General features: G+C 62.7%; 17 protein-coding genes. 5 read left to right on the plus strand and 12 right to left on the minus strand.

What is annotated here, in order from left to right; genetic code table 11:
• Window positions 1-130: 130 nt before the first annotated feature.
• Genes EPN33_09010 through EPN33_09020 form a run of 3 tightly spaced genes read left to right on the plus strand, consistent with a single transcriptional unit; the run spans window position 131 to window position 5,199 of the window.
• Window positions 131-3,628, plus strand: a complete 3,498-nt coding sequence (locus tag EPN33_09010) for a DNA polymerase III subunit alpha (protein TAN21793.1) — start codon at window positions 131-133, stop codon at window positions 3,626-3,628.
• Between the two features lie 3 nt (window positions 3,629-3,631).
• Complete coding sequence (locus tag EPN33_09015) at window positions 3,632-4,510, plus strand: acetyl-CoA carboxylase carboxyltransferase subunit alpha (protein ID TAN21794.1); 879 nt, start codon at window positions 3,632-3,634, stop codon at window positions 4,508-4,510.
• Between the two features lie 5 nt (window positions 4,511-4,515).
• Window positions 4,516-5,199, plus strand: coding sequence for a hypothetical protein (locus EPN33_09020; protein ID TAN21795.1), 684 nt, complete (start codon window positions 4,516-4,518; stop codon window positions 5,197-5,199).
• A 149-nt stretch (window positions 5,200-5,348) separates the two neighbouring features.
• Here EPN33_09020 and EPN33_09025 read toward each other — a convergent pair whose 3' ends face one another.
• From EPN33_09025 to hutU, 5 genes are all read right to left on the minus strand, one after another.
• A complete protein-coding gene (locus EPN33_09025) occupies window positions 5,349-6,290 on the minus strand; it encodes a hypothetical protein (protein TAN21796.1) in 942 nt (313 codons plus the stop codon).
• 63 nt (window positions 6,291-6,353) lie between these two features.
• Window positions 6,354-9,293 (minus strand): DUF1573 domain-containing protein, encoded by a 2,940-nt coding sequence (locus EPN33_09030; GenBank protein ID TAN21797.1) that lies wholly within the window; start codon window positions 9,291-9,293, stop codon window positions 6,354-6,356.
• Between the two features lie 216 nt (window positions 9,294-9,509).
• The gene (gene ftcD / locus EPN33_09035) at window positions 9,510-11,033 is read right to left on the minus strand and encodes a glutamate formimidoyltransferase (GenBank protein ID TAN22156.1); all 1,524 of its coding nucleotides are present in this window, start codon (window positions 11,031-11,033) and stop codon (window positions 9,510-9,512) included.
• Complete coding sequence (locus tag EPN33_09040) at window positions 10,999-12,258, minus strand: imidazolonepropionase (protein ID TAN21798.1); 1,260 nt, start codon at window positions 12,256-12,258, stop codon at window positions 10,999-11,001. The genes ftcD and EPN33_09040 overlap by 35 nt, the downstream gene beginning before the upstream one ends.
• Window positions 12,259-13,944: a urocanate hydratase gene (hutU, locus tag EPN33_09045; protein ID TAN21799.1), complete on the minus strand. Its 1,686-nt coding sequence runs from the start codon at window positions 13,942-13,944 to the stop codon at window positions 12,259-12,261.
• A 48-nt stretch (window positions 13,945-13,992) separates the two neighbouring features.
• Between hutU and EPN33_09050 the strand changes: the two genes are divergently transcribed.
• Window positions 13,993-14,841, plus strand: a complete 849-nt coding sequence (locus tag EPN33_09050; protein TAN21800.1) for a DMT family transporter — start codon at window positions 13,993-13,995, stop codon at window positions 14,839-14,841.
• Between the two features lie 5 nt (window positions 14,842-14,846).
• Window positions 14,847-15,632: a hypothetical protein gene (locus EPN33_09055; protein ID TAN21801.1), complete on the plus strand. Its 786-nt coding sequence runs from the start codon at window positions 14,847-14,849 to the stop codon at window positions 15,630-15,632.
• 128 nt (window positions 15,633-15,760) lie between these two features.
• Here EPN33_09055 and EPN33_09060 read toward each other — a convergent pair whose 3' ends face one another.
• The 7 genes from EPN33_09060 to EPN33_09090 are packed head-to-tail and all read right to left on the minus strand — an operon-like array spanning window position 15,761 to window position 22,718.
• Window positions 15,761-16,246 (minus strand): Hsp20/alpha crystallin family protein, encoded by a 486-nt coding sequence (locus EPN33_09060; GenBank protein ID TAN21802.1) that lies wholly within the window; start codon window positions 16,244-16,246, stop codon window positions 15,761-15,763.
• A gap of 55 nt (window positions 16,247-16,301) precedes the next feature.
• Entirely contained in the window at window positions 16,302-16,745 is a 444-nt protein-coding gene (locus EPN33_09065; protein ID TAN21803.1) for a hypothetical protein, read from the minus strand.
• Between the two features lie 13 nt (window positions 16,746-16,758).
• Window positions 16,759-17,253, minus strand: a complete 495-nt coding sequence (locus EPN33_09070; protein ID TAN21804.1) for a hypothetical protein — start codon at window positions 17,251-17,253, stop codon at window positions 16,759-16,761.
• An 18-nt stretch (window positions 17,254-17,271) separates the two neighbouring features.
• Entirely contained in the window at window positions 17,272-17,928 is a 657-nt protein-coding gene (locus EPN33_09075) for a sigma-70 family RNA polymerase sigma factor (protein TAN21805.1), read from the minus strand.
• 49 nt (window positions 17,929-17,977) lie between these two features.
• Window positions 17,978-19,516 carry a glutamine-hydrolyzing GMP synthase gene (locus tag EPN33_09080; protein ID TAN21806.1) on the minus strand — a complete coding sequence of 513 codons (1,539 nt, stop codon included), beginning with the start codon at window positions 19,514-19,516 and terminating at the stop codon, window positions 17,978-17,980.
• Window positions 19,513-21,894 (minus strand): leucine--tRNA ligase, encoded by a 2,382-nt coding sequence (locus EPN33_09085; GenBank protein TAN21807.1) that lies wholly within the window; start codon window positions 21,892-21,894, stop codon window positions 19,513-19,515. Before EPN33_09085 ends, EPN33_09080 begins: the two co-directional genes overlap by 4 nt.
• Before the next feature lie 14 nt (window positions 21,895-21,908).
• Window positions 21,909-22,718, minus strand: a complete 810-nt coding sequence (locus EPN33_09090; protein TAN21808.1) for a deoxyribonuclease IV — start codon at window positions 22,716-22,718, stop codon at window positions 21,909-21,911.
• Between the last annotated feature and the right edge of the window lie 28 nt (window positions 22,719-22,746).

Here is a 22,746-nt window from a genome sequence, read left to right on the forward strand (position 1 = left end):
CCGGCACTCGAAGCCCGCGCTCCAAGCGACCAACGGGAGCGACCAGGGCAAAAAGTGGCGAGCCACTTTCGCGTTTCCAGTTTGGAGTGCGGGCTTGAAAGTTGAAGCTTGAAATTCGAAACTAGTAGCCATGGATCCTTTCGTCCATCTCCATGTTCATTCCGACTATTCGTTGCTGGATGGCGCCTGTGACGTCACCAAGCTGGTGGCGCGGGCGAAGGATCTGGGCATGGGGGCAGTGGCGCTTACCGATCACGGTAACCTGTTTGGTGCCTATAAGTTCCACGCCGCCGCGCGCGCGGCCGGTATCAAGCCGATCATCGGCTGCGAGCTCTACATCTGCCAGAAAGACGACCACCGGGCGCCCCCGGAGGGGGACAGCTACAATCACCTCATCGTCCTGTGCGAGAACGAACACGGCTATCGCAACCTGGTCAAGATTGTCTCGGAAGCCAGCCTGCAAGGGTTCTATTACAAGCCCCGCATCAGCAAAGCTTTTCTCGCGGAACACAGCCAGGGATTGATCGGCCTTTCGGCGTGCCTGAAAGGTGAAGTGCAGGAACTGCTCGGCGCCGGCAAGCCCCAGGATGCGCGACGGGTAGCCGGTCAGTACGGCGAGATCTTCGGCGCGAATCGCTTTTTCATTGAAATTCAGGACCAGGGACTGGAGCAGGAGCACCGCATCAAGGACGAGCTGCTGGCGCTGAGCCGCTCACTGGCGCTGCCTCTGGTGGCGACCAATGATTGCCATTATCTCGCGCACGACGACGCGCAGATGCACGACGTGCTGTTGTGCATCCAGATGGGCAAACGTGTGCAGGATGCGAATCGAATGCGCTTCGGCAGCGATCAGTTTTATTTGAAGTCCGGGGCCGAGATGTTGCGGGTGTTTTCAGGCGTGGAAGACGCCGTGCACCGGACCGCCCAAATTGCCGAGCGCTGCGATTTTCATCTGCACAAGGTGGAGAACTCGTTCCCCGACTTTGCGGTGCCGGCGGGCATTACACTCGATGATTACTTCGAACAGGTGACGCGCGAGGGTATGGCGCGGCGCGAGAGCTGGATTGAGACGCGGCGGCAGCAGGGAAAAACACGCTACCCGGCAGCGGCCTACCGCGAGCGCCTGGAGCGGGAGATAGCGGTGATCCGCGGCATGCGTTACAGCGGTTATTTTCTGATCGTATGGGACTTCATCCGGTTTGCGCGCGAACAAGGCATCCCGGTGGGACCCGGACGCGGTTCGGCGGCCGGCAGTCTGGTTTCGTATGCGCTAGGAATCACGGATCTCGATCCGCTGGAAAATGAGCTCCTATTCGAACGTTTTTTGAATACGGAGCGGATTTCGATGCCCGACATCGACGTCGACTTCTGCATGAACCGGCGCAGCGAGGTCATTGACTACGTCACCCGGAAGTATGGCCGGGACAATGTGTCGCAGATCATCACCTTCGGCACCATGGCAGCGAAAGCGGCGATCAAGGATGTTGGCCGCGCCATGGACTTGCCGTATGGCGAAGTCGATCGCATCGCCAAGCTGGTGCCGAACCAGTTGAACATCACGCTGGCTCAGGCGCTGGAACAATCCCCGCCGCTAGCGGAATTGGTAGATACAGATCCGAAGACGGCCGAGCTGATTGCAGTGGCACAGAAGGTAGAGGGCTTGTGCCGCCATGCCGGCATGCATGCCGCGGGCGTGGTGATTGCGCCGCGGCCGCTGACCGAACTGGTACCGCTGTACAAGACCAACCGGGATGAAATCGTGACCCAGTTTGACATGACGGGGCTTGAAAAACTTGGCCTGCTCAAGATGGACTTTCTGGGATTGACGACGCTGACAATTCTGGATGAAGCGGTGAAACTCATTGCCGAGCATGCCGGGGTGAGCCTCGATTTAGCCCACCTTCCGGAAGACGACGCCGCCACCTTCGAGCTCTTCTGCAAAGGCCAGACGTTTGGCGTATTTCAGTTCGAATCGGCGGGGATGCGGGACATCCTGCGGCGCTATCGGCCCAACCGGCTGAGTGACCTGACAGCCTTAAATGCCTTGTACCGGCCGGGACCGATTCAAGGCGGCATGATCGATGATTTTATCGATCGCAAACTGGGCCGCAAGCCGATTGCCTATGCGCTGGAGGAGCTGCAGCCCATTCTGGAAGAGACCTTTGGCGTATTCGTCTATCAAGAGCAAGTGATGCAGGCAGCCAATGTGCTGGCAGGCTATACATTGGGGCAGGCGGATATTTTGCGCAAGGCGATGGGAAAGAAGAACCAGCAGGAGATGGACCGGCAACGCGACAGTTTCCTGCAAGGTGCGGGCGCCCGCGGCTTGCCGCGGGCGAAAGTCGAAGCCGTCTTCGATCTGATGGCGCAATTTGCCGGCTACGGCTTCAACAAGAGTCATGCTGCCGCCTACGGTTGGGTCGCCTTTCAGACCGCTTATGTAAAGGCCAACTACCCGGTGGAGTTCATGGCGGCGCTGTTGAACGCCAGCATCGCCTCGACCGACAGCCTGGTTAAATACATCAAAGAATGCCGCTCTATGCGCATCCCGATTTCCGCGCCGGATATCAATGTCAGCGGCGCCGGGTTTACGCCCCAGCGCGACGGCATCCGCTTCGGTCTGAACGCCATCAAGAACGTGGGTGAGACATCGGTCCAAACGGTTCTGGAGGCGCGCGCGGCCGGCCCTTTTTGCGATCTAGGTGACCTGTGTGAGCGCGTAAGCGGCAAGGCCTTGAACAAGCGGGTCCTGGAGAGCCTGATCAAGGCCGGCGCCCTCGACGGCTTCGGATCCCGCGCGGCTCTGGCGGCCGAAGCCGAAGCGGCCCTGGAGCGGGCCCAAAAAGCGGAAAAGGCGCGCCAGTCGGGGCAGCACGGTTTGTTTCTCAGCTTTGAGGAGCCGGCGTCGTCGAGCGCCCGCCGCCCGCTCCCCCAGGTTGCCGACTGGGATGAAGCCACGCGCCTGGCCCACGAGAAGGAAGTGTTGGGCTATTACGTGAGCGGCCACCCGCTGGATCGTTTTGCCGACCGCTGCCTCGACCTGCAAACCATTGCGCTGGAGGAAATCGAAACTCGGGTACGCAGCCGCCAGGAGGAGATTTACGTGGCGGGAATTCTCTCGCAAGTGCAGACTCGGAAGAGCAAGAAGGGCGATCTCTGGGCTTCGGCAACGGTCGAGGACCTGACCGGGCGGCGCGAACTGCTTTGCTTTAGCGAGGCCTACCGGCGGCTGGATGCGCAGTTGCGGGCCACGCAGCCGGTGCTGGCGCGCGTGAGGGTCATGATGGAAGACGGCCATGACGAGGGCGAGGAAGGCGATGGCGCCGGGCGCACCGCCAAGCTGCAGTTGCTCGATCTGCAAGATCTGGCCAGTGCGCCGGTGACACCTCCGCTCGGCCTGCGCCTGCGGCTGGCGCTGGACACGCTGGAGCCACCGGATCTCGAGCAACTGGCCAGCGCACTGGACGTGCCCGTGGGGACGGTCAAGCTGCATTTGCTAGCCTATTCAGAGCGGGAGCAGTTTGAGCAGATTCTGGAAATCGGCCGCGGGGTCAACGGCGATGCCGCTCTGCGCCGCCGGTTAGAGGCCATTTGTGGCCCTGGTTCGGTACGGGTATTGGAGGCCTGAGCAATGGCGAATGAAACCCCATCAGCGGGTCGAGAGTCACCGGCGGCGAACGCGGTGCCCGAGGCACCGCTTCCGGATGCCGACAACGAAGCCTGGCAACGGGTGCTTTTGGCGCGCCATCCGCAGCGCCCCAATTTTCTCGACTGGGTTCCCCTGCTGTGTACTGATTTTGCCGAATGGCACGGAGACCGCAGGTTCGGCGATGATGCCGCCATTGTGGCCGGCCCGGCGCGATTCCGGGGCAGGGAAGTGCTGCTCGTGGGGCAACAAAAGGGGCGGGATATCAAGGAAAAAATCAAGTGCAACTTCGGCATGCCGCAGCCGGAAGGCTACCGCAAAGCACTGCGTTTGATGGTCCTGGCGCAGAAGTTTGATCGCCCGATCCTGACCTTTATCGACACCAATGGCGCTTATCCGGGAGTGGACGCCGAAGAGCGTGGTCAGGCGGAAGCCATCGCCGTGAATCTGCGCGAAATGGCCAAACTGGGAGTGCCGGTGATCGCTACCGTCACCGGAGAAGGGGGCAGCGGGGGAGCGCTGGCGATTGCCATCGGCAATCGCGTCCTGATGCTGGAGAATGCCGTCTACTCCGTGATCACACCGGAAGGTTGCGCCAGTATTACCTGGCGCGATGCCAATTTGAAGGCGCGGGCGGCGGCGGCACTCAAGCCGACGGCGAAGGATCTGCTCGCCTTGGGTCTGATCGACGAGGTGATTACCGAACCGGCAGGCGGCGCGCATACAGACCCGGCTGCGGCGGCCCAGGCGCTCGGAGACGCCCTGGAGCACCATCTCAACGACTTGAGCCGGTACAGCCGTGAGCAGTTGCGCGAGGACCGCTTCGCGCGCTTTCGCCGCATGGGCACGGAAGCATTGTCGTAAAGCCAATGACCGTACTGCTGGAAACCGTAGCTGCATCCGTCGCTTTCCACTGGCAGCGCCGTCAGCCCCGGCTTCTGCACGTATCCGTTTCGAGCGTACTCGGCCTGGCGGTGCCGGTGGCCAGCGCCCGCAAGCTTCGGCATGCGCTCGACCAGGAGTTGGACCGCCTCGAGGCTGGCTGCCGAAATCGCTCGGCTCCAGCCGTGGCTACTCTGCGCTGCTGGCCCGCCTCCGCAGGAGCGATGCTGGACCTGGGTTTTGAGGGAAGCGTGCGGCGGCGTTGGCATTTCCCGCCGGCGCCGTTGAGTGGCGCGGCTTGGCGTGCGCGCCGCGGGCGGCGTGCGCTACCAGCTCAGCCTATGGCTCACACGCCAACCGCAAGGATTTGTCTGCTCAGTCCAAACCCGGAGCTGGCGGGTTGGGCACAAGCGGCTGCGCTGGGGCTGGATTTAGGCGGTGTCGTCACCGTCGCAACCGTCCGGCAAGCCTACCGTTGGCTGGCGACCCACCCAACCGGTCGGCTCCTCCTGCTGGACGGCAGCAGCGGCCTTTGGTGTATCGATTTGAGTGGAACATATGCCCCGGAACGATTAGCAAGGCCCGATGTGGCAGGTCTCACCACCCTGATGCGTAAAATATTCCACCACATCCCAGAACTTCCTGCTGAATCTGACAAAATTGCCGCCTAAGCCGGCATACGCTCGCCAAATCTTGTGTTTTCAGAAGAGCGCACTTTGGCACGGGACGTGCTTAGTGTTAAAGCAGACGAAGTGGCGCAACCTGAGGAGGGGTTCGGATTGTAATCAGTATCCGAGCCCCTTTTCATTTGTGGAAAAGCTTAGTGCACGATCGCCGTAAGTAGGTCACTCGACATCAGCGCCTGCACGGATGACACAGGCGCGGAAATTTGCAGGAAAGCGTCGTTGCCGGCGGAGTCTACCTGCACCTGCTGCAGCAGGGCTTTTGCGGCTGCGTTCTGCTCTTGCCGCTGGCGCATGGCGATGTCGGCGTCCATCGCAGTTGCCAAGGCAGCGGCACTGAGAGCATCGGTGGTCATCATCTCCAGGTTCACCTGCACGTCGTTGGCAAAACTGATGGTATAACGCGCCCCTTGAAAGCGCTTGGCAATGAGCTTGCCGGCCAACTGGTTTGCCTGAGCCCCGATCAGTCCCCGCACCATCGACTGGGCTCCACCGGCATCGAGCACACTCCAAACGTCGCTCGACTGTGTGCCGGCGATGAGATTGGTCATGGCTTCGTTTTGGCTCAACGGCGAAGCGCCTTGTTGCGTCTGGATCGCCTGCGTAATAGCATTACGGGCGCCAAAAACGATGGTCGCCGGATCAGGTACGAAGAAGTCCAGCCCGTTCGAGCTATACACGCTCACGCCATCGATCTGCGGGGGATTGGGGTTCTGCTTGGTTTTGTGGAAGAACTTGGACAGGTTGAGGCTGCCGAAATTGCCCTCCGCGATACCGAGCAGGCCTACACCCTTGCCGTCGGAATAGGTGGCGAAGGTGAGCCGGTTGAGATCCGTGGCCGCATCGATGCCGCCAGTGACCAGCATTGCCTGAAGGCCGCGCATGCCAGGTGGCAGCACGCGGCTCTCCAGCTCTTGGGAAATCGGCTGATCGGCCAGGCGGTGATAGTTAACCGAGATGATCTGTCGCGTGCTATTGGGCAGGACCGATTGGGCCTGCGAACTCAGGGTTGCGGCCGAAGCGTTGACGCTCGCAAAGAGCGCCGCCCCGGCCAGGATGGCAAGGATTCGTTTCCGCATACAGCTACCCACATGGTAGCAGGATCACAGGATTTTAGCGCCTCGCGCCTTGCCCGGTGTCGCCTAATTGACGGTCAAGTTCACTTTTTGTGAGTGGGTGGCTTGGCCAGCGGTACCGGTGAACGTGAGGCTATAGTTGCCTGCGGGCGTTCCCTGGTTCGTCGTCTTACCGCCACAACCGGCGGCTGCGAACGACAGTCCGAGCAGCACCGCAGTCCCCACCCAGCCCACGCGACGACGCATACCCCGCATCCGCAGTCCGTAAATGGCGCCAGTGAGCGCCAGCGCCAATCCGAACAGGGCGATCCAGAACCAGGGACCCGACGGCGGAGCGCTGAACCAAGGCACGATGGCCGGTCTCACGGTCGTGGTCACCGTCATGGTCGCGATCGAAGTGCTGGTGCCATTCATGGTGAGCGAAGCTGGCGAGGGCGTACAAGTGGCGTTCTGTGTCGTGCCGATGCCCGTGCAGCTCAGCTTGACCACGCCCGTGTAGCCGGTAGCTGGCGCTAGGTCAACTTCAAAGCTGGCGCTGGCGCCGGCCGCGATGGTTTGGTTGATGGGTGTCACACTCACCGAAAAGTCCCCGCCGCTGCCACTCAGCGGCAGCGTTTCTGATCCGGAGGGGCTGTTGTCGGTGATCACCAGCGTTCCGTTCTGCGTGCCCGTGGCCGTTGGCGTGAACACCACGCTGATGGTACAGCTTTGCGTGGGCTGCAGTGTGGAATTGTTTGCCGAGCAGGTATCCGTCTCCGAATAGGGCCCGGTGGTCGTAATGGATTTGATAATCAGCGCCAATTCGCCGCCGTTGGTGAAGGTCACCGTTTGCGCCGCACTTTTCACGGTCGGCGCCTGTGCCGGAAAGCCCATGGCCGGAGGCGAGAACACGCCTTGCGCCGCTACGACATAACGCGCGACAAAGGCATCTGTCGAGCTGTTTAGACTGGTCTGGAATGTACCCGCGGTCACCGGGAAATTATTCGAGCTGGTGGTTCCCACCAGATCGATATCGCCATTGGCATCGATTCCCATGCCATTGACCGCGTCATTTTCCCGGCCGCCGAGGTAGCTATAGAACAGGAATGGGTTGGCGCTATTCGGGCCGGCTGGACCCAGCTTCGCCAGGAAGCCATCGACTGCGCCGCCGGGCGTGTTTTGAGTGGCATTGGATGTGGCCGGCAGGCTGGCCGATGAGGTATAGCCGGCAATGTAAACGTCGTCGGTGCTGTCGACCGCAATGGCGGTTGCCACTCCGCTCGGCGCTGCGCCCAGGTAAGCACCCCAAACCAGCTGCGAGCCAGAGGAGTTGAACTTGGCCACGAACGCATCGCCGTTCCCCGCAAAACTGCTCGCGCAGCTCGAGAAGGGGCAAAACAAGTTGCTGGAGTTGGTGCTGCCAGCCACGTACACGTTGTCCGCCGTATCGACCGTGACGGCATTGATGGCATCGGCGCCGCTGCCGCCCAAATAGGTCGCCCAACCGATGCTGGTGCCGGCGCGGGGAATCATGGCGATGAAGCCATCGAAGTTGCCGCCGATTTGCGGCTGGTGGGCACCCGCGGTTACCGGAAAGTTAGTCGAAGCGGTGGCCCCGCCAACGACAACATTGCCCGTCTGATCCACGGCAATGGCGTTGCCGTTGTCTATGTCGGAGCCGCCCAGGTAGGTCGCGTAAAGCGTCGAAGTACCGGCCGCGCTGATGCCGGCGACAAATGCATCGGTCTTGCCTGCCATGGTCTTCTGCGGAGCCGTCGCGCTTACGGGGAAATCCGTGGATGAGGTGGTGCCGGTAATGAAGGCTTCACCCTGGGGATCGACGGCAATGGCTGCTGCCTTGTCATCTCCGGTGCCGCCCAAATAGGTCGAATAATCAAGCTTGGCGCCGCCGACTGCGAATTTGGTCACGAAGGCATCGTAGCCGCCGGCGTTCGCGGCCTGGATGGGCGGGACTGCCGCCGTGGTGGGGAAATTCGTTGAATTCGTAAAGCCGGTGACGTAGGCGGCGCCGGTAGAATCGACGGCGATGCCGGTGGCTTCATCGTCGCCGTTGCCGCCCAAATAGGTCGAATAGATCAGCGATTTGCCGTCGGCGGAGATTTCGGTCACGAAGGCGTCATTGCTGCTGGTGCTGAACGAACCGGGCGCATCTTTCGCCTGGAAGGCGCTCTGCACCGGAAAGTCGGTAGATATTGTGAAACCGGCAACGTAGCCATTGCCTTTGGAGTCAACGGCTACCGCGTTGGCCTGGTTGTAAGAGGTGCCGCCCAGCAGGCTGGCGAAAGCTAGAATCGGGTCGACTATGAGCGTACGGTTCGCATCATAGGCGCCTACCACCAAGCCCACGCGATCATCCGGCAGCAGGCGGTACTGTACCCGGACGGCGTGACGGCGACCGTTTACGGACTGGTAGGCGAGCGGCGTGCGCAGACTGACGCCATGGGCCAAGGTAAGGCTGCCATCCGCGCCAAGATACGGTGAGGCCCCGCGAAATGCCATTTGCACGGCTGCCGGGGAGGCATGGGGCGCCAACTTCAGGTCGAATTCGACCTGACCATCATGACCGTAATAGGTGACACCCACGCCCGGATATATTTTCGCAAAATCGACCTTGCGATAGCTACGGACGGAAACCAGTCCAGAGCCGAGCCAATAGTGAACCGGCGAGGCGACAGCTTGCCGGCCCTGCGCGGCGGGTGCAGCCGTGGCGCCGGCAAACCTCATCCCGACGGCGCCCTGCTTCGTCTTCACGACCATACCCCGCGCGGTAAGAAACACGATGGTGCCCCGGCTGCGCGCCAAAAATTGAGCCTGGGAGGCCGTCTGGCCCTGATTCGCCTCAAAGGTCAGCGGAATCTGGGCATACTGCGCCTTCAGGCGCGAGGACTGCTTCCCGGCCGGCGCTTGCGCCAGTGCTACCGCCGCGGCCAGTGCCACGACTGCCCCGGTCAGGGACAGGGTTGAAGCAAAACGCGAATTCGGACACGACAGTTTCCACATAGACATGATCTGCTTAGACTCTCTCAATCGGGATCGGAAGGCTGCGGTCGATCACGGGCAGAGCGGTACCGGCCATGCCGGCGCCGGCAGAGCCGGACTATTTAGAAGAATCATCCCCAAACCAGTGCCTCAGAGTCAAGCAAAAAGAGCGCTTATGGCCCAGTTCGGAGGATCCCGGAGTGCCAGCGGCGCATCCTGCCGGGAATCGAAGCCCGCCGGAGGCTACGCTTGCAAGCGATCCAGCGCCGCTTCCAGGCGCTGGCGGTCGGGATCGGAGGCCTCCAAACCTTCACAATTGATCCGGACATTGTCGCGGGCGCCGGTGAATCCCGCTTCGGCCAGGGCGAGTGCGGTGCTCACGTCACTGGCCATTGCCGCAGGCGTTTGCGGGGCGGCGCGTTCTAGCAGGTCGCGCAGTTTGCGGCAGCGGGTGGCGACCCCAAGGGGCACGTCGGCAGCCAGCACCGTAGCCGCATGAATGGCCTGCGCGCGGCTGCCTTGTTCCGCCTCGGTGGCTTTGGGCAAGCGGCGGGCGGCGCGAATAGCGAGGAACGCTTCGCTGTCTTCATCGGTCGCGCGTGTCAGTTGTTCGCTCAAGGTGGCGAATTCACGCTCGGCTCCGTCCCAAACCGCCGTGTCGGTACCGGCTTTGCGCGCCTTCGCACGGGCCAGCCGCGCCACCATGGTGCCGAGCGCCGCCGCCATTGCTCCGGTCGCGGCGGCTGCGGTGCCGCCCCCCGGCGCCGGTTCCTCCGACGCCAGTGCATCGAGAAACGGCCGCAGCGTGTTCGCCTGCTTCACGGGCAGAGCCTTCAGAACCCTTTCAACACGCGTTTCAATGACCATTTCCGCGTCGAAGGCGACGAACTTCAGCATTTCCGCCGCGGCCTCTTCCAGCGCCTTCCGGGGGACCAATCCGATCAGTTCGCTCTCCACCGGCGTTGCGCCGTGCTTGGCGGCTTCGGTGGTAACGGTATGCCAGGCCGTGGCGAGAGAGGTGGTTTCAAAATCCGTCAAGTTCATCGAAACTTGTGCGCGCGGCGGGTGGCTGAGCAGCACACCCATGCCTTTCACCGCGGGCAGGCCGCCGCTCGATGTGCGCACTGCCTTGGCAACGGCCTTGGCCACCGCCAGATCGGCGGTGTCCAGATTGATGTTGTAGGCAATCAGGAACTTGCGCGCGCCCACCACTGTCGCTCCGGCCGAAGGGTGCAGCCGGCAGTCGGGGAAGGGAAGACCGAAATCGGGGGTGCGGCCAGGATCGGTCTTGACCAGTTCGGAAACGCCTTCAAATTGTCCCTTGCGGATGTTCTCGAGACCGCGCCGGTCTTCACGCCGTGCCGCGGCTTCATAGAGGTACACGGGAATCTGATACCGCTTCCAGATTTCCTCGCCCGCCCACTCGGCCAACCGGACGCATTCTTCCAGGGTTGCGCCTGCCAGCGGAACGAAGGGCACCACGTCGGTGGCGCCCAGCCGGGGATGCGCACCCTGATGACGGCGCAAGTCGATTCGTTGCGCGGCAAGGCCGACGCCACGCACGGCGGCTTCGGCCACGGCTTTGGCTTCACCGGCCAGGGTGATCACGGACCGGTTATGATCCGCATCCATTTCCTGCGCCAGCAGGGATACGCCCGGCACGGTAAGCATGGCTTGCACAATTTCGCCGACGACGGCCGCGTTGCGGCCCTCGCTGAAGTTAGGAACACATTCAATCATGGCCATGGCTTTCGATCCACACTCCATTCTGTACAACCGCACGGCAGAGATTCTGACCGGCGTAGTAGGGAATTGCGCGATAGTCGCCGGCGGCAAAAATGGCCAGGTCGGCGCGCTTACCCGGCGCGAGCGAACCGCAAATGCCGGCGCGGGCCAGTGCCGCGGCGCCATTGATGGTCACCGCCGTCCAGGCCTCGGCGGGCGTGAGTCGCATACCGTTGCAGGCGATGCTCATGACCAGCGGCAGCGACAGAATCGGACAGGTGCCGGGATTGAAGTCGGTGGCGAGGGCGACAGCCGCGCCCGCCTCGATCAGCATGCGTGCGGGCGCATAGGTCTGGCCCAGAAAAAAATTGGCGCCCGGAATCAACGTGGCGACAGTTTCGGCACGGCCCAAGAGGGCGGCGTCAGCGGCACGTGCCGCGTCACAATGATCGACCGATACTGCGCCAAGCTCGATGCCAAGGCCGATGCCGCCCATGGGAGCGAATTGCTCAGCGTGAAGTTTCAACTGTAAGTCCCGGGCGCGGGCCGCTTCGAGGATTTGCCGGCTTTCGGCCAGCGTGAAGGCGCTGGGATCGCAAAAAACGTCGGCAAACTCCGGCGCCGCATCGCCAAGGGCACAAACGGCATCGAGCATCGTGGTGCTCACCAGGGCGACGTAACGGGCGCGGTCGTTGACGAACTCCGGGGGGACAATGTGCGCACCCAAAAATGTAGGCGCCACGTCGCCGCCGGCAGCGAGCGCAGCGGCGTGCGCCGCCCGCAAGCTCTTGCATTCGGCCTCAACCGTAAGACCATAACCGGATTTCACTTCGATCGTGGTGGTGCCAGCGGCGCGCGCTTGCCGGATCCAGAAGGCGGCTTGATGGGTCAAATCGCTTTCACTGGCGGTGCGTACCGCTTCGAGACTCGAGCGGATGCCGCCGCCGGCCGCGGCAATTTCCTGGTAGCTGGTGCCGGCCAGGCGGCGCTCATAGTCGGCCATGCGCGGCGCGGCGAAAACCAGGTGCGTATGCGGATCGCACAGTCCCGGGGTCACCAGCATTCCTGAGCAGTCGTGAGTTGCAACCCCGCTGGGGGCCCGCGCCGCGACCGCATCGTTTGGTCCGGCGGCTACGATTTGCCCTTTGTCGATGAGGACGGCCCCGTCGCGCACCAGGCCCAGATCGTTCATCTCCGTCCCCCGCCGCGCGCGGTCCGGACCGGCGAGGGTCAGCAGTTGGGTCGCATGCGTGAGGAGCAGCGCCATCTATTTCATCGGGATCTGAATCCCGTGTGCATCCGCGAAGGCCCGCGCCTCCGGGTATCCGGCGTCCACATGCCGCGCGACGCCGATGCCGGGATCGTTGGTCAGCACGCGCTCAATGCGCTCCGCCATCTCCGGCGTACCGTCGGCGACCGTTACCTGGCCGGCATGCTGGGCGTAGCCGATGCCGACCCCACCCCCATTATGGATGGACACCCAGCTCGCGCCGCTGGCAGTGTTGAGCAGGGCATTGAGCAGCGGCCAGTCGGCGACCGCATCGCTGCCATCTTTCATGCTTTCAGTTTCACGGAAGGGTGAGGCCACTGAGCCGCAATCCAGATGATCGCGCCCCATCACAATCGGGGCCTTCACCTCGCCCTTGCGCACCATCTCGTTCAGCGCCAGACCGAACTTGGCCCGTTCGCCGTAACCGAGCCAACAAATGCGTGCCGGCAGACCTTGAAACTTCACATGCTTGCGTGCCAAGCCAATCCAGCGGCTCAAAATCTCGTCGTGCGGAAACAGCTTCAACACCAGTTCATCGGTGGCGTGAATGTCGCTGGCTTCGCCACTCAGCGCGGCCCAGCGGAAAGGCCCCCGCCCCTCGCAAAACAGGGGCCGGATATAAGCGGGCACGAAACCGGGGAAATCGTAGGCGTTCTTGACGCCGCGCTGGAAGGCCATGGTGCGGATGTTGTTGCCGTAGTCAAAGGTCACCGCGCCGGCCTTTTGCAGATCGAGCATGGCGCGCACGTGTGTGGCTATCGAATCCATGGCCCGGTCGCGATACTCCTCCGGCGCGCGTGCGCGCAGCTCCGCCGCCTCGGCCAGGCTCATCCCCGCCGGAATATATCCGTACAGCGGGTCATGGGCGCTGGTCTGATCCGTCAGCAGATCGGGAACCACTCCGCGCTTTACCAGCTCCGGCAAGACTTCGGCGCAATTGCCCACCAAGCCCACCGAAGTGGGCTGCTTCTGCCGGATGGCATTGCGCAGAATACGCAGCGCTTCGTCCAGGTCGTTCACCTGAATATCGCAGTAGCCGCTCCGGACCCGGCGATTGATATGCGCCGGATCGACCTCGACGCCCAAAAAGGCCGCACCGTTTAGCGTCGCTGCCAGCGGTTGCGCGCCGCCCATGCCGCCCAGTCCGCCGCTGACCACCAGCTTGCCGTGCAAGGAGCCGCCAAAGTGCTGCCGTGCCGCGGCGGCGAAGGTCTCAAACGTCCCCTGCACGATTCCCTGCGAGCCGATATAAATCCAGCTACCCGCAGTCATCTGGCCGTACATCATCAGCCCGCGCCGCTCCAGCTCATCGAACTGCTCCCAGTTCGACCAGTGGCCCACCAGATTGGAGTTGCAAATCAGCACGCGTGGCGCGTAGCTGTGCGTCGCGAAAACGCCCACCGGTTTGCCCGACTGTACCAGCAGGGTTTCCTCGTTGCCCAGCTTTTCCAGCGCGGCAACAATAGCCCGGTAGCAATCCCAATTCCGCGCCGCCCGTCCGCGCCCGCCGTAAACCACCAGATCCTGCGGCCGCTCGCCCACTTCCGGGTCGAGATTGTTCATCAGCATCCGCATCGCCGCCTCTTGCGCCCAGCCGCGGCAGCGCAACTGGGTGCCGCGTGGAGCGCGGATCGGACTGGTGGGCGCTATGCCCAGCGGAGACGATGAAGTGGTGGTCGGCATAATTTTCAGTTTACAGGTTGCCGGTTACAGGTTACAGATGAGAGCGCGATGGATGCGTACTTGATTTGGGCGCTCAGCGCGGCAGTGGCCTGGGGTTCGGCCGATTTCTGCGCCAAAAAAGCCGCCGAACGCCTTGGCTTCTGGCCGACCGTCTGGGGCATGAACGCGGTGGGTGCGCTGGCGCTGGCGCTGGTATGGGTCGCCGGCGGCGTGCAGATTCCCGCCTCGCAGTTGCCGCTGCTCATCTGGCTGGGCGTGGGCAATACGGTTGGCGGCGTGCTGTTTTATTACGCGCTCGAGAACGGTCCGCTCGTGCTGGTGTCGCCGATTACCGCTGCCTACCCCGTGGTTTCGGCGGCTCTGGCCTACGTCATTTCCGGCGAGCGGCTGGCGGCGTTGATGGCCTTCGCGGTTGCAGGTGTCATTGCCGGGACTTTATTAGCCTCGCTGGCGGCGCGGCGGGGTACGGCGGCAGGGTACCCTCGGCGCAAGTCGGCGCTTTGGGCAGCGGTCGGTGGTGCGCTGGTCTTCGGCACGGTCTTCTACGCCCTCGCGGCGCACTCAGCGGCCAGCGGTTCTACCGCTCCCGTCCTGATTTTCCGCTTCGCCGGCGCCGGCCTGCTGGCCCTGCCGCTGCTCGCCGGTTTTCGTCCGCCTCGAAACTGGTTCCGTTCCGGCTGGATGTGGGCCACCGGCCTGCTCGACAGCTCGGCCTATATCTTCTACGCCGTGGGCGCACGCCACCTGCCGGTTTCGGTCATCTCGGCGCTAAGCGGCCTGTTTACCGTCTGGACACTGGTGTTGGCCGTGGTCTTCCTGCGCGAGCGCCTGGCCTGGCGGCAATGGCTCGGGGTGGCGCTCATCGTCGCCGCCATCGCCCTGCTCGCGTTAAGATGAATTCCATGGTTATCTGTCCCATCTGCGGCCTCTCCGAACGGTGTCGCAATCACTGGGTAGCTTCGCAGGAGCCCGGCGGCGAGGTCGAATTTCAAATCGGCGCCATGACCGCCAGCGAGGATAACCTCATCCTGCTGCGCAATAAACTGAAAAATCCACCGTTACGGACGCTGTTTGAAAAGATAAACCTGGCGCCGGAGTGGGTGGAAGAGCAGGGAAGAACCCTGGCCTACCTGCCCTGGCCACTGGAGCTCCGCGGTGCCGTCCATCGCACCTTGTTCCCGCTCGGTACGGGCAATAGTTCCCCGTTGCCGCAGACCGTCTTCCACACTCATCGTCTGGAAGATTTGACCCTCGATAGCATCGAGCTGGACGCCGTCAATTGTCTCCCCGATGAGCTGATGTACAAAGCTCGCTTTCAGCTCCGCCTTGCAGACGTGGGCGCAGTGCCCTTCGAGTATGTTCAACTCGTCTTCGCCCCCGGCGTCGAGTGGGCGCCAAAGTTGGCGGCATCCTCGAAGCGGCAGGCTGCCGAGGCGCTGGTGCGGCTGCTGCTTGGCGGCTTGGTCGACCCTTTACGCACCCTCTTCGCGGGGCATGAAGTTCAAGTGTTAAGCGAGGAGCAGCAGGATAAACTGGCGCCTGACAAGCTGATCGACGAACTCGCACTTCCCGGTGAACCAGAACGCCACCTGGGCGAGGAAATCGAGAGGCTGGTCAATGAGCGCCGGCTGCAGCCGATGCTCCGCGACCAGCTCCTCAGCTTGCTTGCGACAGAATATTTGACATAAGATCCATTATCAGACATTATGTCGCCTGGCGGCAACTTGCAGGATCTCTGAGCCATGCGGGCGAAGGCTCCCGGGAATCGAAGCTCGCACTCCAACGGGAGCGACCCGGGCAAAAAGTGGCGAGCCACCTAGGCCGCTAACCTCCTGCCGCCGCTTTCCCCTTTGATTTCGATCTTGCGCGGCAGCGCCTTCTCACTCATCGGGGCGGTAATTTCCAACACGCCGCTGTTGAAATTGGCATCGATCTTTTCGGTCTGCACCCCTTCCGGCAGTGTGACCACGCGCTCGAAGCTTCCGTAGGTGATTTCGCGCTGGAACGAACGGTCTTCGGCCGGGGTGACGTCCTGTTTCCTTTCGCCGGAAATGCTGAGCTCATTTCCGTGAACCTGCAGGTTGACTTCACCTGGCTTTACGCCCGGCAGAGCCATGCGGATGTGGTACTTATTCTGGTCGATATAACTCTCCACCGGGGGAACCCAGGCCACAGCACTGCCGCTGGTGGACCAGCGCTCCCAGAACGGGTTGGTGAACATGCGGTTGAAGAAGTCATCAAAGCCACGCCGGGGATCATAGATATCGTAGGGGTCGCGACGGGAAAGGGACTGTGAATGCATTGCAGAACCTCCTTCGCGCTACGATGGCGCCCCAGCCCAAAAGGTGGTCCCTGCTCTACTCCTGCGGTTGCGGATTGGAGGCGCTCTCGCAGGGGACCGGGGACAGCACTGCCGGGCGCTCGTTGATCGGGTATTCCGTATCCGCATGCCGCACGATCTTGTCGAATTCCAGCTGTTGCGCGGGCGTAAGCAGGTCCCGGAGCTGGGCGCGGTCACGCTGCCGCAGAGCGTCAAATTGCGGTGCCAGTTGCGTCTCCAACTTCTGGTAGCGACCGATCGTGTCGCGCAGCACGGCATCCACCTCGGTCACCTGGAGAGGTGTGAGATGGAGACGACGCCCCATTTCCGTGGCAATCTTGCGGTGCTGGCGGATGTCGTACTCGTTGTGCGGGTGCATATGAAACCAGTAATGTTCCGCCAGGTTCATAAAGGTGCCGCCCAGCAGTAGGCCGCTGACAAAGAGCAACGCGATAAAAGTGGTTGTCCGCCGGTCCCGCATAGCCTTCCCTCCCTCACGGATTCATGAGGTTCAACATGGCGTCGGCGAGCCGCGGCTGCACGTGCGAATCCGCCGGATGCTGCGGGTTGATGTGCGGGACATCGAGCGCCATGGCCTCGTCGGCATTGGGCATCTCGGTACGTTGCAGATTGTAAGCGAACGAGCCCAGCGCGGCGACGAACAACGCCGCCGCGAGGGCCAGGTGCAACCACCGAATCTCAGCCCGGCGATAGCGCGGCTGCAACGTCTGAATGCGCGCTCGCAGCCGCTCGTAAAAATAAGGATCCGCAGCCGGTTCTTTCTCGGCCTGCAAGCGGTGCAGCAGGCTGTGGCTGGCAAGCATTACTTGCCAGCGGCGCGTGCAGAGGCGGCAGATCCCCAAGTGGGGGGCTAGACGCACCGGTGCGCCCCCTGCCGCTCCCGGATGGGTTGCCAGAAAATCTTCCGCTTCCCGGATAAACCTCCGGCACCCCGCCTTCTTCAGCAGCCAGTGACCAGTTCCCTTCATACTTCCCACACCTCGGCTTCAGACCCGCTTCCGCCGCAACGCCGTCAGGAGCGCTTGACGGGCGCGGAACAGACGTACCTTCACGGTGTTCTCATTCAATCCGACGATGGCAGCCACTTCCCTGACGCCGTACCCCTCGACTTCCTTCAATATCAGCAGCACGCGGTCCTCGGCGCAGACCCGCGCCAGCAGCTTGTCGGCCAGCTCCCGTACCTCAACCTGTTTGGCCAGGCTGGCCACTCCCAGGTGTCCATTAACGTCCAGATTTTCGATCCAGGCCGACTCCTGTTCCGACAGGTCCGCCAGGATTTTCGCCCGCCGAACCTTCTGTTTCCGCAAGTGGTCGTAGCATTCGTTCACCGCGATCTTATAGATCCAGGTGGAAACCGCCGACTGGAAGTTGAACTTGTTCAGGGCAAAATAGACTTTCGTAAATATCTGTTGCGCAATGTCGTCGCAATCGTTTGACTGGCGCAGGATGCCCCGTACGATCGCGCTTACGCGCGGCTGAAAGCGCCGCACCAATTCCTCGAAGGCGGCATCGTCACCCCCCTGACAGCGCCGCAGCAGCGCCGCCTGGCCATCCGCCTCGGGCGTCAACACCAGCCCTGGGTGGGTGACTGCAGCAGCGGCCGCCGGCAACACAGCTTCCATGTCGGGTAAGACGTGGCTCATGACGGTTCCGTTTCCCCTACTTCTGCCGTCATTGTAGCGCCGAAGAGGCCTATTCCCACTCGATGGTGGCAGGAGGCTTGGAGCTGATGTCGTAGACCACGCGGGTGATCCCCGGGACCTCGTTAACGATGCGGCTGGAGATCGTGCCTAACAGGTCGTACGGCAGCGGCGCCCAGTCGGCGGTCATGCCGTCTTCGGAGTGGATCGCGCGCAGAGCGCAGGTAAGACCGTAGGTGCGGAAGTCGCCCATGACCCCCACCGTGCGCACCGGAAGCAGCACCACAAACGACTGCCAGAGACGGTGGTAATAGCCGGCTTTGCGGATCTCCTCGAGTGCGATGGCGTCGGCGGCGCGCAACAGCTCCAGCTTTTCGGCGGTGACCTCGCCTAGGATCCGCACTGCTAGTCCAGGCCCCGGGAACGGCTGCCGTCCGAGCAGTCCGGCATCCAGTCCCAGATCGGCCCCCACCCGGCGTACCTCATCCTTGAATAGGTCGCGCAGCGGCTCGATCAGCTTCAGTTTCATCTCTGCCGGCAGGCCGCCGACGTTGTGATGGCTCTTGATCACCGCCGATGGACCATGCACCGAGACCGACTCGATCACATCCGGGTAGAGGGTTCCCTGCACCAGGAACTCGGCCCCGAGCACCCGCGCCTCCGGCTCGAAGGTTTCGATGAACAGCCGTCCAATGATCTTGCGCTTTTGCTCGGGATCGGTGACGCCGGCAAGTGCCGACAGAAATTGCCGGGTGGCATCGACAGCACGCAAGTTCAGGCCCAGGCGCTCCCGCAACGCCTGCTGCACCTGCTCGAATTCATTCCGCCGCAGCAAGCCGTTATTCACAAAAACGCAAACCAGCCGGTCGCCGATGGCGCGGTGTACCAGCGCCGCGGCGACACTGGAATCGACGCCGCCGCTGAGGGCGCAAATCGCTCTTCCCTGCCCGCCAACCTGTGCCTGAATGCGCGCCACCTGCTCGGCGATGAACGACTGCGGGGTCCAATCGCGCGTCACGCCGCACAAATCGAGAAAATTGCTCAACAGCGCGGTTCCGTGCTCGGTATGCCGGACTTCGGGATGAAACTGCACCGCCCACATCCGCCGCCGCACATCCGCGACCGCCGCCAAGGCGCTGGGACTTTGACCGATCGCGCGGAACCCTGCGGGGAGCTGCTGCACGGCATCGCCGTGCGACATCCAGACCACCTCGCATCCCGTGCTGCCGCGGAACAGGCCGTCACCCGGATCTACGGTAACTTCGGCACGTCCGAACTCACGTTTCGCAGCATTCTCGACCGTCCCTCCCAGCGCATCGACCATAACCTGCAGGCCGTAACAGATACCCAGCAGCGGCACGCCCGCCGTCCAGATCGCCGCCACCGGCCGTGGCGCGTCCGGCGCGTACACCGAAGCGGGCCCTCCGGAGAGAATGATGCCGGCGGGCTGGTGCGCTGCGATTTCGTCCCAGGTGGCATTGAACGGCAACAGGAGACTATGGACACCCAGCTCGCGGATGCGCCGGGCAATGAGCTGCGAGTACTGCGCGCCAAAATCGAGAACGACGATTGAGCGGTGAGAGCTGTTCATAACACAAAGTTCACCAGGCGCCCGGGAACGACGACTACCTGACGGGGCGTTTTTCCCGCCAGCAGCGGGGCGATCTTCTCGTGGGCGCGAGCCGCAGCTTCCAAATCCTGCTTTTCCGTCTCCGGCGCGACGCTCAGCCGCGCCCGCAGCTTGCCGTTCACCTGCACCACGACTTCAATGGTTTCCTCTTGCGCCAACGCAGCGTCAAATTCAGGCCAGGGCTGGCGGGCAATCTCGCCGCGTTCCCCCCGGCGCATCCAGAGCTCTTGCGCTAGAAACGGCGCCAGGGGCGCCAGCATCAACAGTACTAACCGGATCAGCTCCGCCCGCACGGACATCGAAAGCTCGTTTTGGGCGCCATAGATGGCGTTCACCAATTCCATCAGGCCGGCGATGGAGGTATTGAAATGCCAACGCGTTTCAAAATCTGCCGTCATTCGCCGCAGCGTCTGATGTGCCCTCCGCAGCAGGCCGATGTCGGCGGTGCCGCTTCCCGCTTCAGCGGGGCGGAGGGCCAGTCTCCACACGCGGACTAGAAAACGGTGAATGCCCTCGACGCCCTGATCGCTCCAATCAAAATCCTTCTCCGGAGGTGCGGCAAACAGTACATACATGCGGGTCGCATCGGCGCCATAGCGATCGATCAATGCTTCCGGATCAACGACATTGCCTTTCGACTTCGACATCTTGGCGCCGCCGCGGGTGATCATGCCCTGCGTGAACAGTCGCTTGATGGACTCGTCGAGCTTGCCCAGCCCCAGGTCGCGGAAAACTTTGATAAAGAAGCGCAGGTAAATGAGGTGCAGGATGGCGTGTTCGATGCCGCCGATATACTGATCCACCGGCAGCCAGCGGCCGATGGCTGCAGCATCAAAGGGCGCGCGCTCGTCGTGCGGGCTGGTGTAGCGATAGAAATACCAGCTCGAGTCCACAAAGGTATCCATCGTATCGGTTTCGCGCCGCGCCGCCCCGCCGCATTTCGGGCAGCGCACCTGCACGAACGCCGGATCGGATGCCAACGGCGATTCGCCCTCGCCGGTCAGCTCGACGTTGTCGGGCAGCAACACCGGCAATTGTTCCTCCGGCACCGGAACGACGCCGCACGCCGGGCAGTGAATCATGGGGATGGGCGTGCCCCAAAACCGTTGCCGGGAAATACCCCAGTCCTGAAGGCGGTAGCGGACGGTTCCCTTCCCGAAGCCGGCTCGTTCCGCTTCGGCGATCATGGCCGCCATCGCTGTCCGGCTCTCCATGCCGCTGAAGCGGCCGGAGTCAAAGAGCTTGTCGTCCTCCCCGACCACGGGCCGGATGGGCAGCCCGTACTTGGTGCAGAAGTCAAAATCACGCGCGTCATGGGCCGGCACCGCCATGACCGCACCCGTGCCGTAACCCATCAGTACAAAGTTCGCCACCCAGATCGGCAACCGCTCGTTATCGAACGGATTTACGGCGAAATGGCCGGTGAAAAAGCCTTCCTTCTCGGGTTCCTGCCCCGGCTCCAGGTGCGCCTGCCGGTTGCGGAGCGCCCGCGCCCGCTCGCGCCCCGCCTCATCGATGAATTCGCCCAGTCGCGGATGCTCCGGCGCCAGCAGGATCGCACTGGCGCCGTAAATGGTGTCGATCCGGGTGGTAAACACGCGCAGCGGCTCGCCGTTGCCGTCGGCGAGCGCGAACGCAACTTCGGCGCCCTCGCTGCGGCCGATCCAGTTGCGCTGCATGGTACGGACGCGCTCGGGCCAGCCCGGCAGCCGGTCCAGATCCTCCAGTAACTCCTGCGCATAGGCGGTGGTGCGAAAGTACCACTGGCTCAGTTCGCGTTGTTCCACCGGCGTATCTTCGTGCCGCCAGCACACCCCGCCGGCCACCTGTTCGTTCGCTAGAACGGTCGCACACTTTGGGCACCAGTTCACCAGCCCCTTTTTGCGGTAGGCCAGACCCTTTTCATAGAACTTGAGGAAGAGCCACTGATTCCAGCGGTAGTACTCCGGCAGGCAGGTGGTGACTTCGCGCGACCAGTCGTAACTGAACCCAAAGCGCTGGTCCTGCCGTTTCATGTGCGCGATATTTTTCAGCGTCCACTCGCGCGGGTGGGTATGGTTCTTAATTGCAGCGTTTTCCGCCGGCAGCCCAAACGAATCCCAGCCCATCGGGTGCAATACGTCGTAGCCGCGCATCCAAAAGAACCGCGCCAAGGCATCGCCGATGGCGTAGTTGCGCACATGACCCATATGCAGCGCGCCGCTGGGATAGGGCAGCATCTCCAGCACGTAGTACTTGGGTCCACCGGCGTTGGCGCCCAGCAGAGGGTTCTTGGCCGCCCAGCGTTCGGCCCATTGCGGCTCGAAGCTGCCGGGATCGTAAGAGGGGGACTCGTCCATAGAAGCTGAATCTTCTATTCTGCCAGACGGCGTAGCGCCGCCAGGTCGGCCACCTGGCCTTCCGGCGGCGTTTCGACGATGAAGGTCTTGCCCCGCAGCCGCCGATCGTGGAGCAGCAGCCGGAAAGCGGCTTCTCCCAACTGGCCCTTGCCGATATGTTCGTGTCGGTCGTGATGGCTGCCGCGCGCCGTCTTGGCATCATTGCTATGAAAGACGGGAACGCGCTGCAGGCCCACCGTGGCCTGCAGCTCTTTCATGGTGGCCGCATAACCTTCCGGCGTGGTCAGATCGTAGCCGGCGGCCCAGGTGTGGCAGGTGTCAATGCAGGCGCCAACCGGCAGACCTGGAAGGTCGTCGAGGATCGCGGCCAGGCCGCCAAAATTGCCCGCCAGGTGCGTCCCTCCGCCCGCCATATTCTCGATCAGCAGCATCAGTTTGCCCCAGGCGAACCCCTTGGCCGCCTGCTGAATGCCGGTGACGCACCGCTCGACGCTGCCGCTGCCGGGATGCAAAACCAGAAATTCGGCGCCAATGGCGCTGGCCCTCTCCAGTTCCCCACGCAGCGCCGCAATCGACTGTGCTCGGAAGCGATCGGTCTCGCCGGCCACATTGATCAGATAATTGGCATGCACGACCAGTGGCCGCAATTTGTATTCGCGGCATAGCCGCTGTAGCGCCGCCGCTTCTTCGGCCGGAACGGCTTTCGCCCGCCACTGCCGCGGACTGGCGGTGAAGACCTGCAGGGCATCGCAGCCCAGCTCATGGGCTCGTTCTGCGGCCCGGGATACGCCACCGGCGCTGGATACGTGCGTGCCAAAACGCATAGAAGAAGAGGTTATCAGTTTTCAGTTC

Source organism: Acidobacteriota bacterium, assembly GCA_004299485.1.
Classification (GTDB): domain Bacteria; phylum Acidobacteriota; class Terriglobia; order Terriglobales; family SCQP01; genus SCQP01.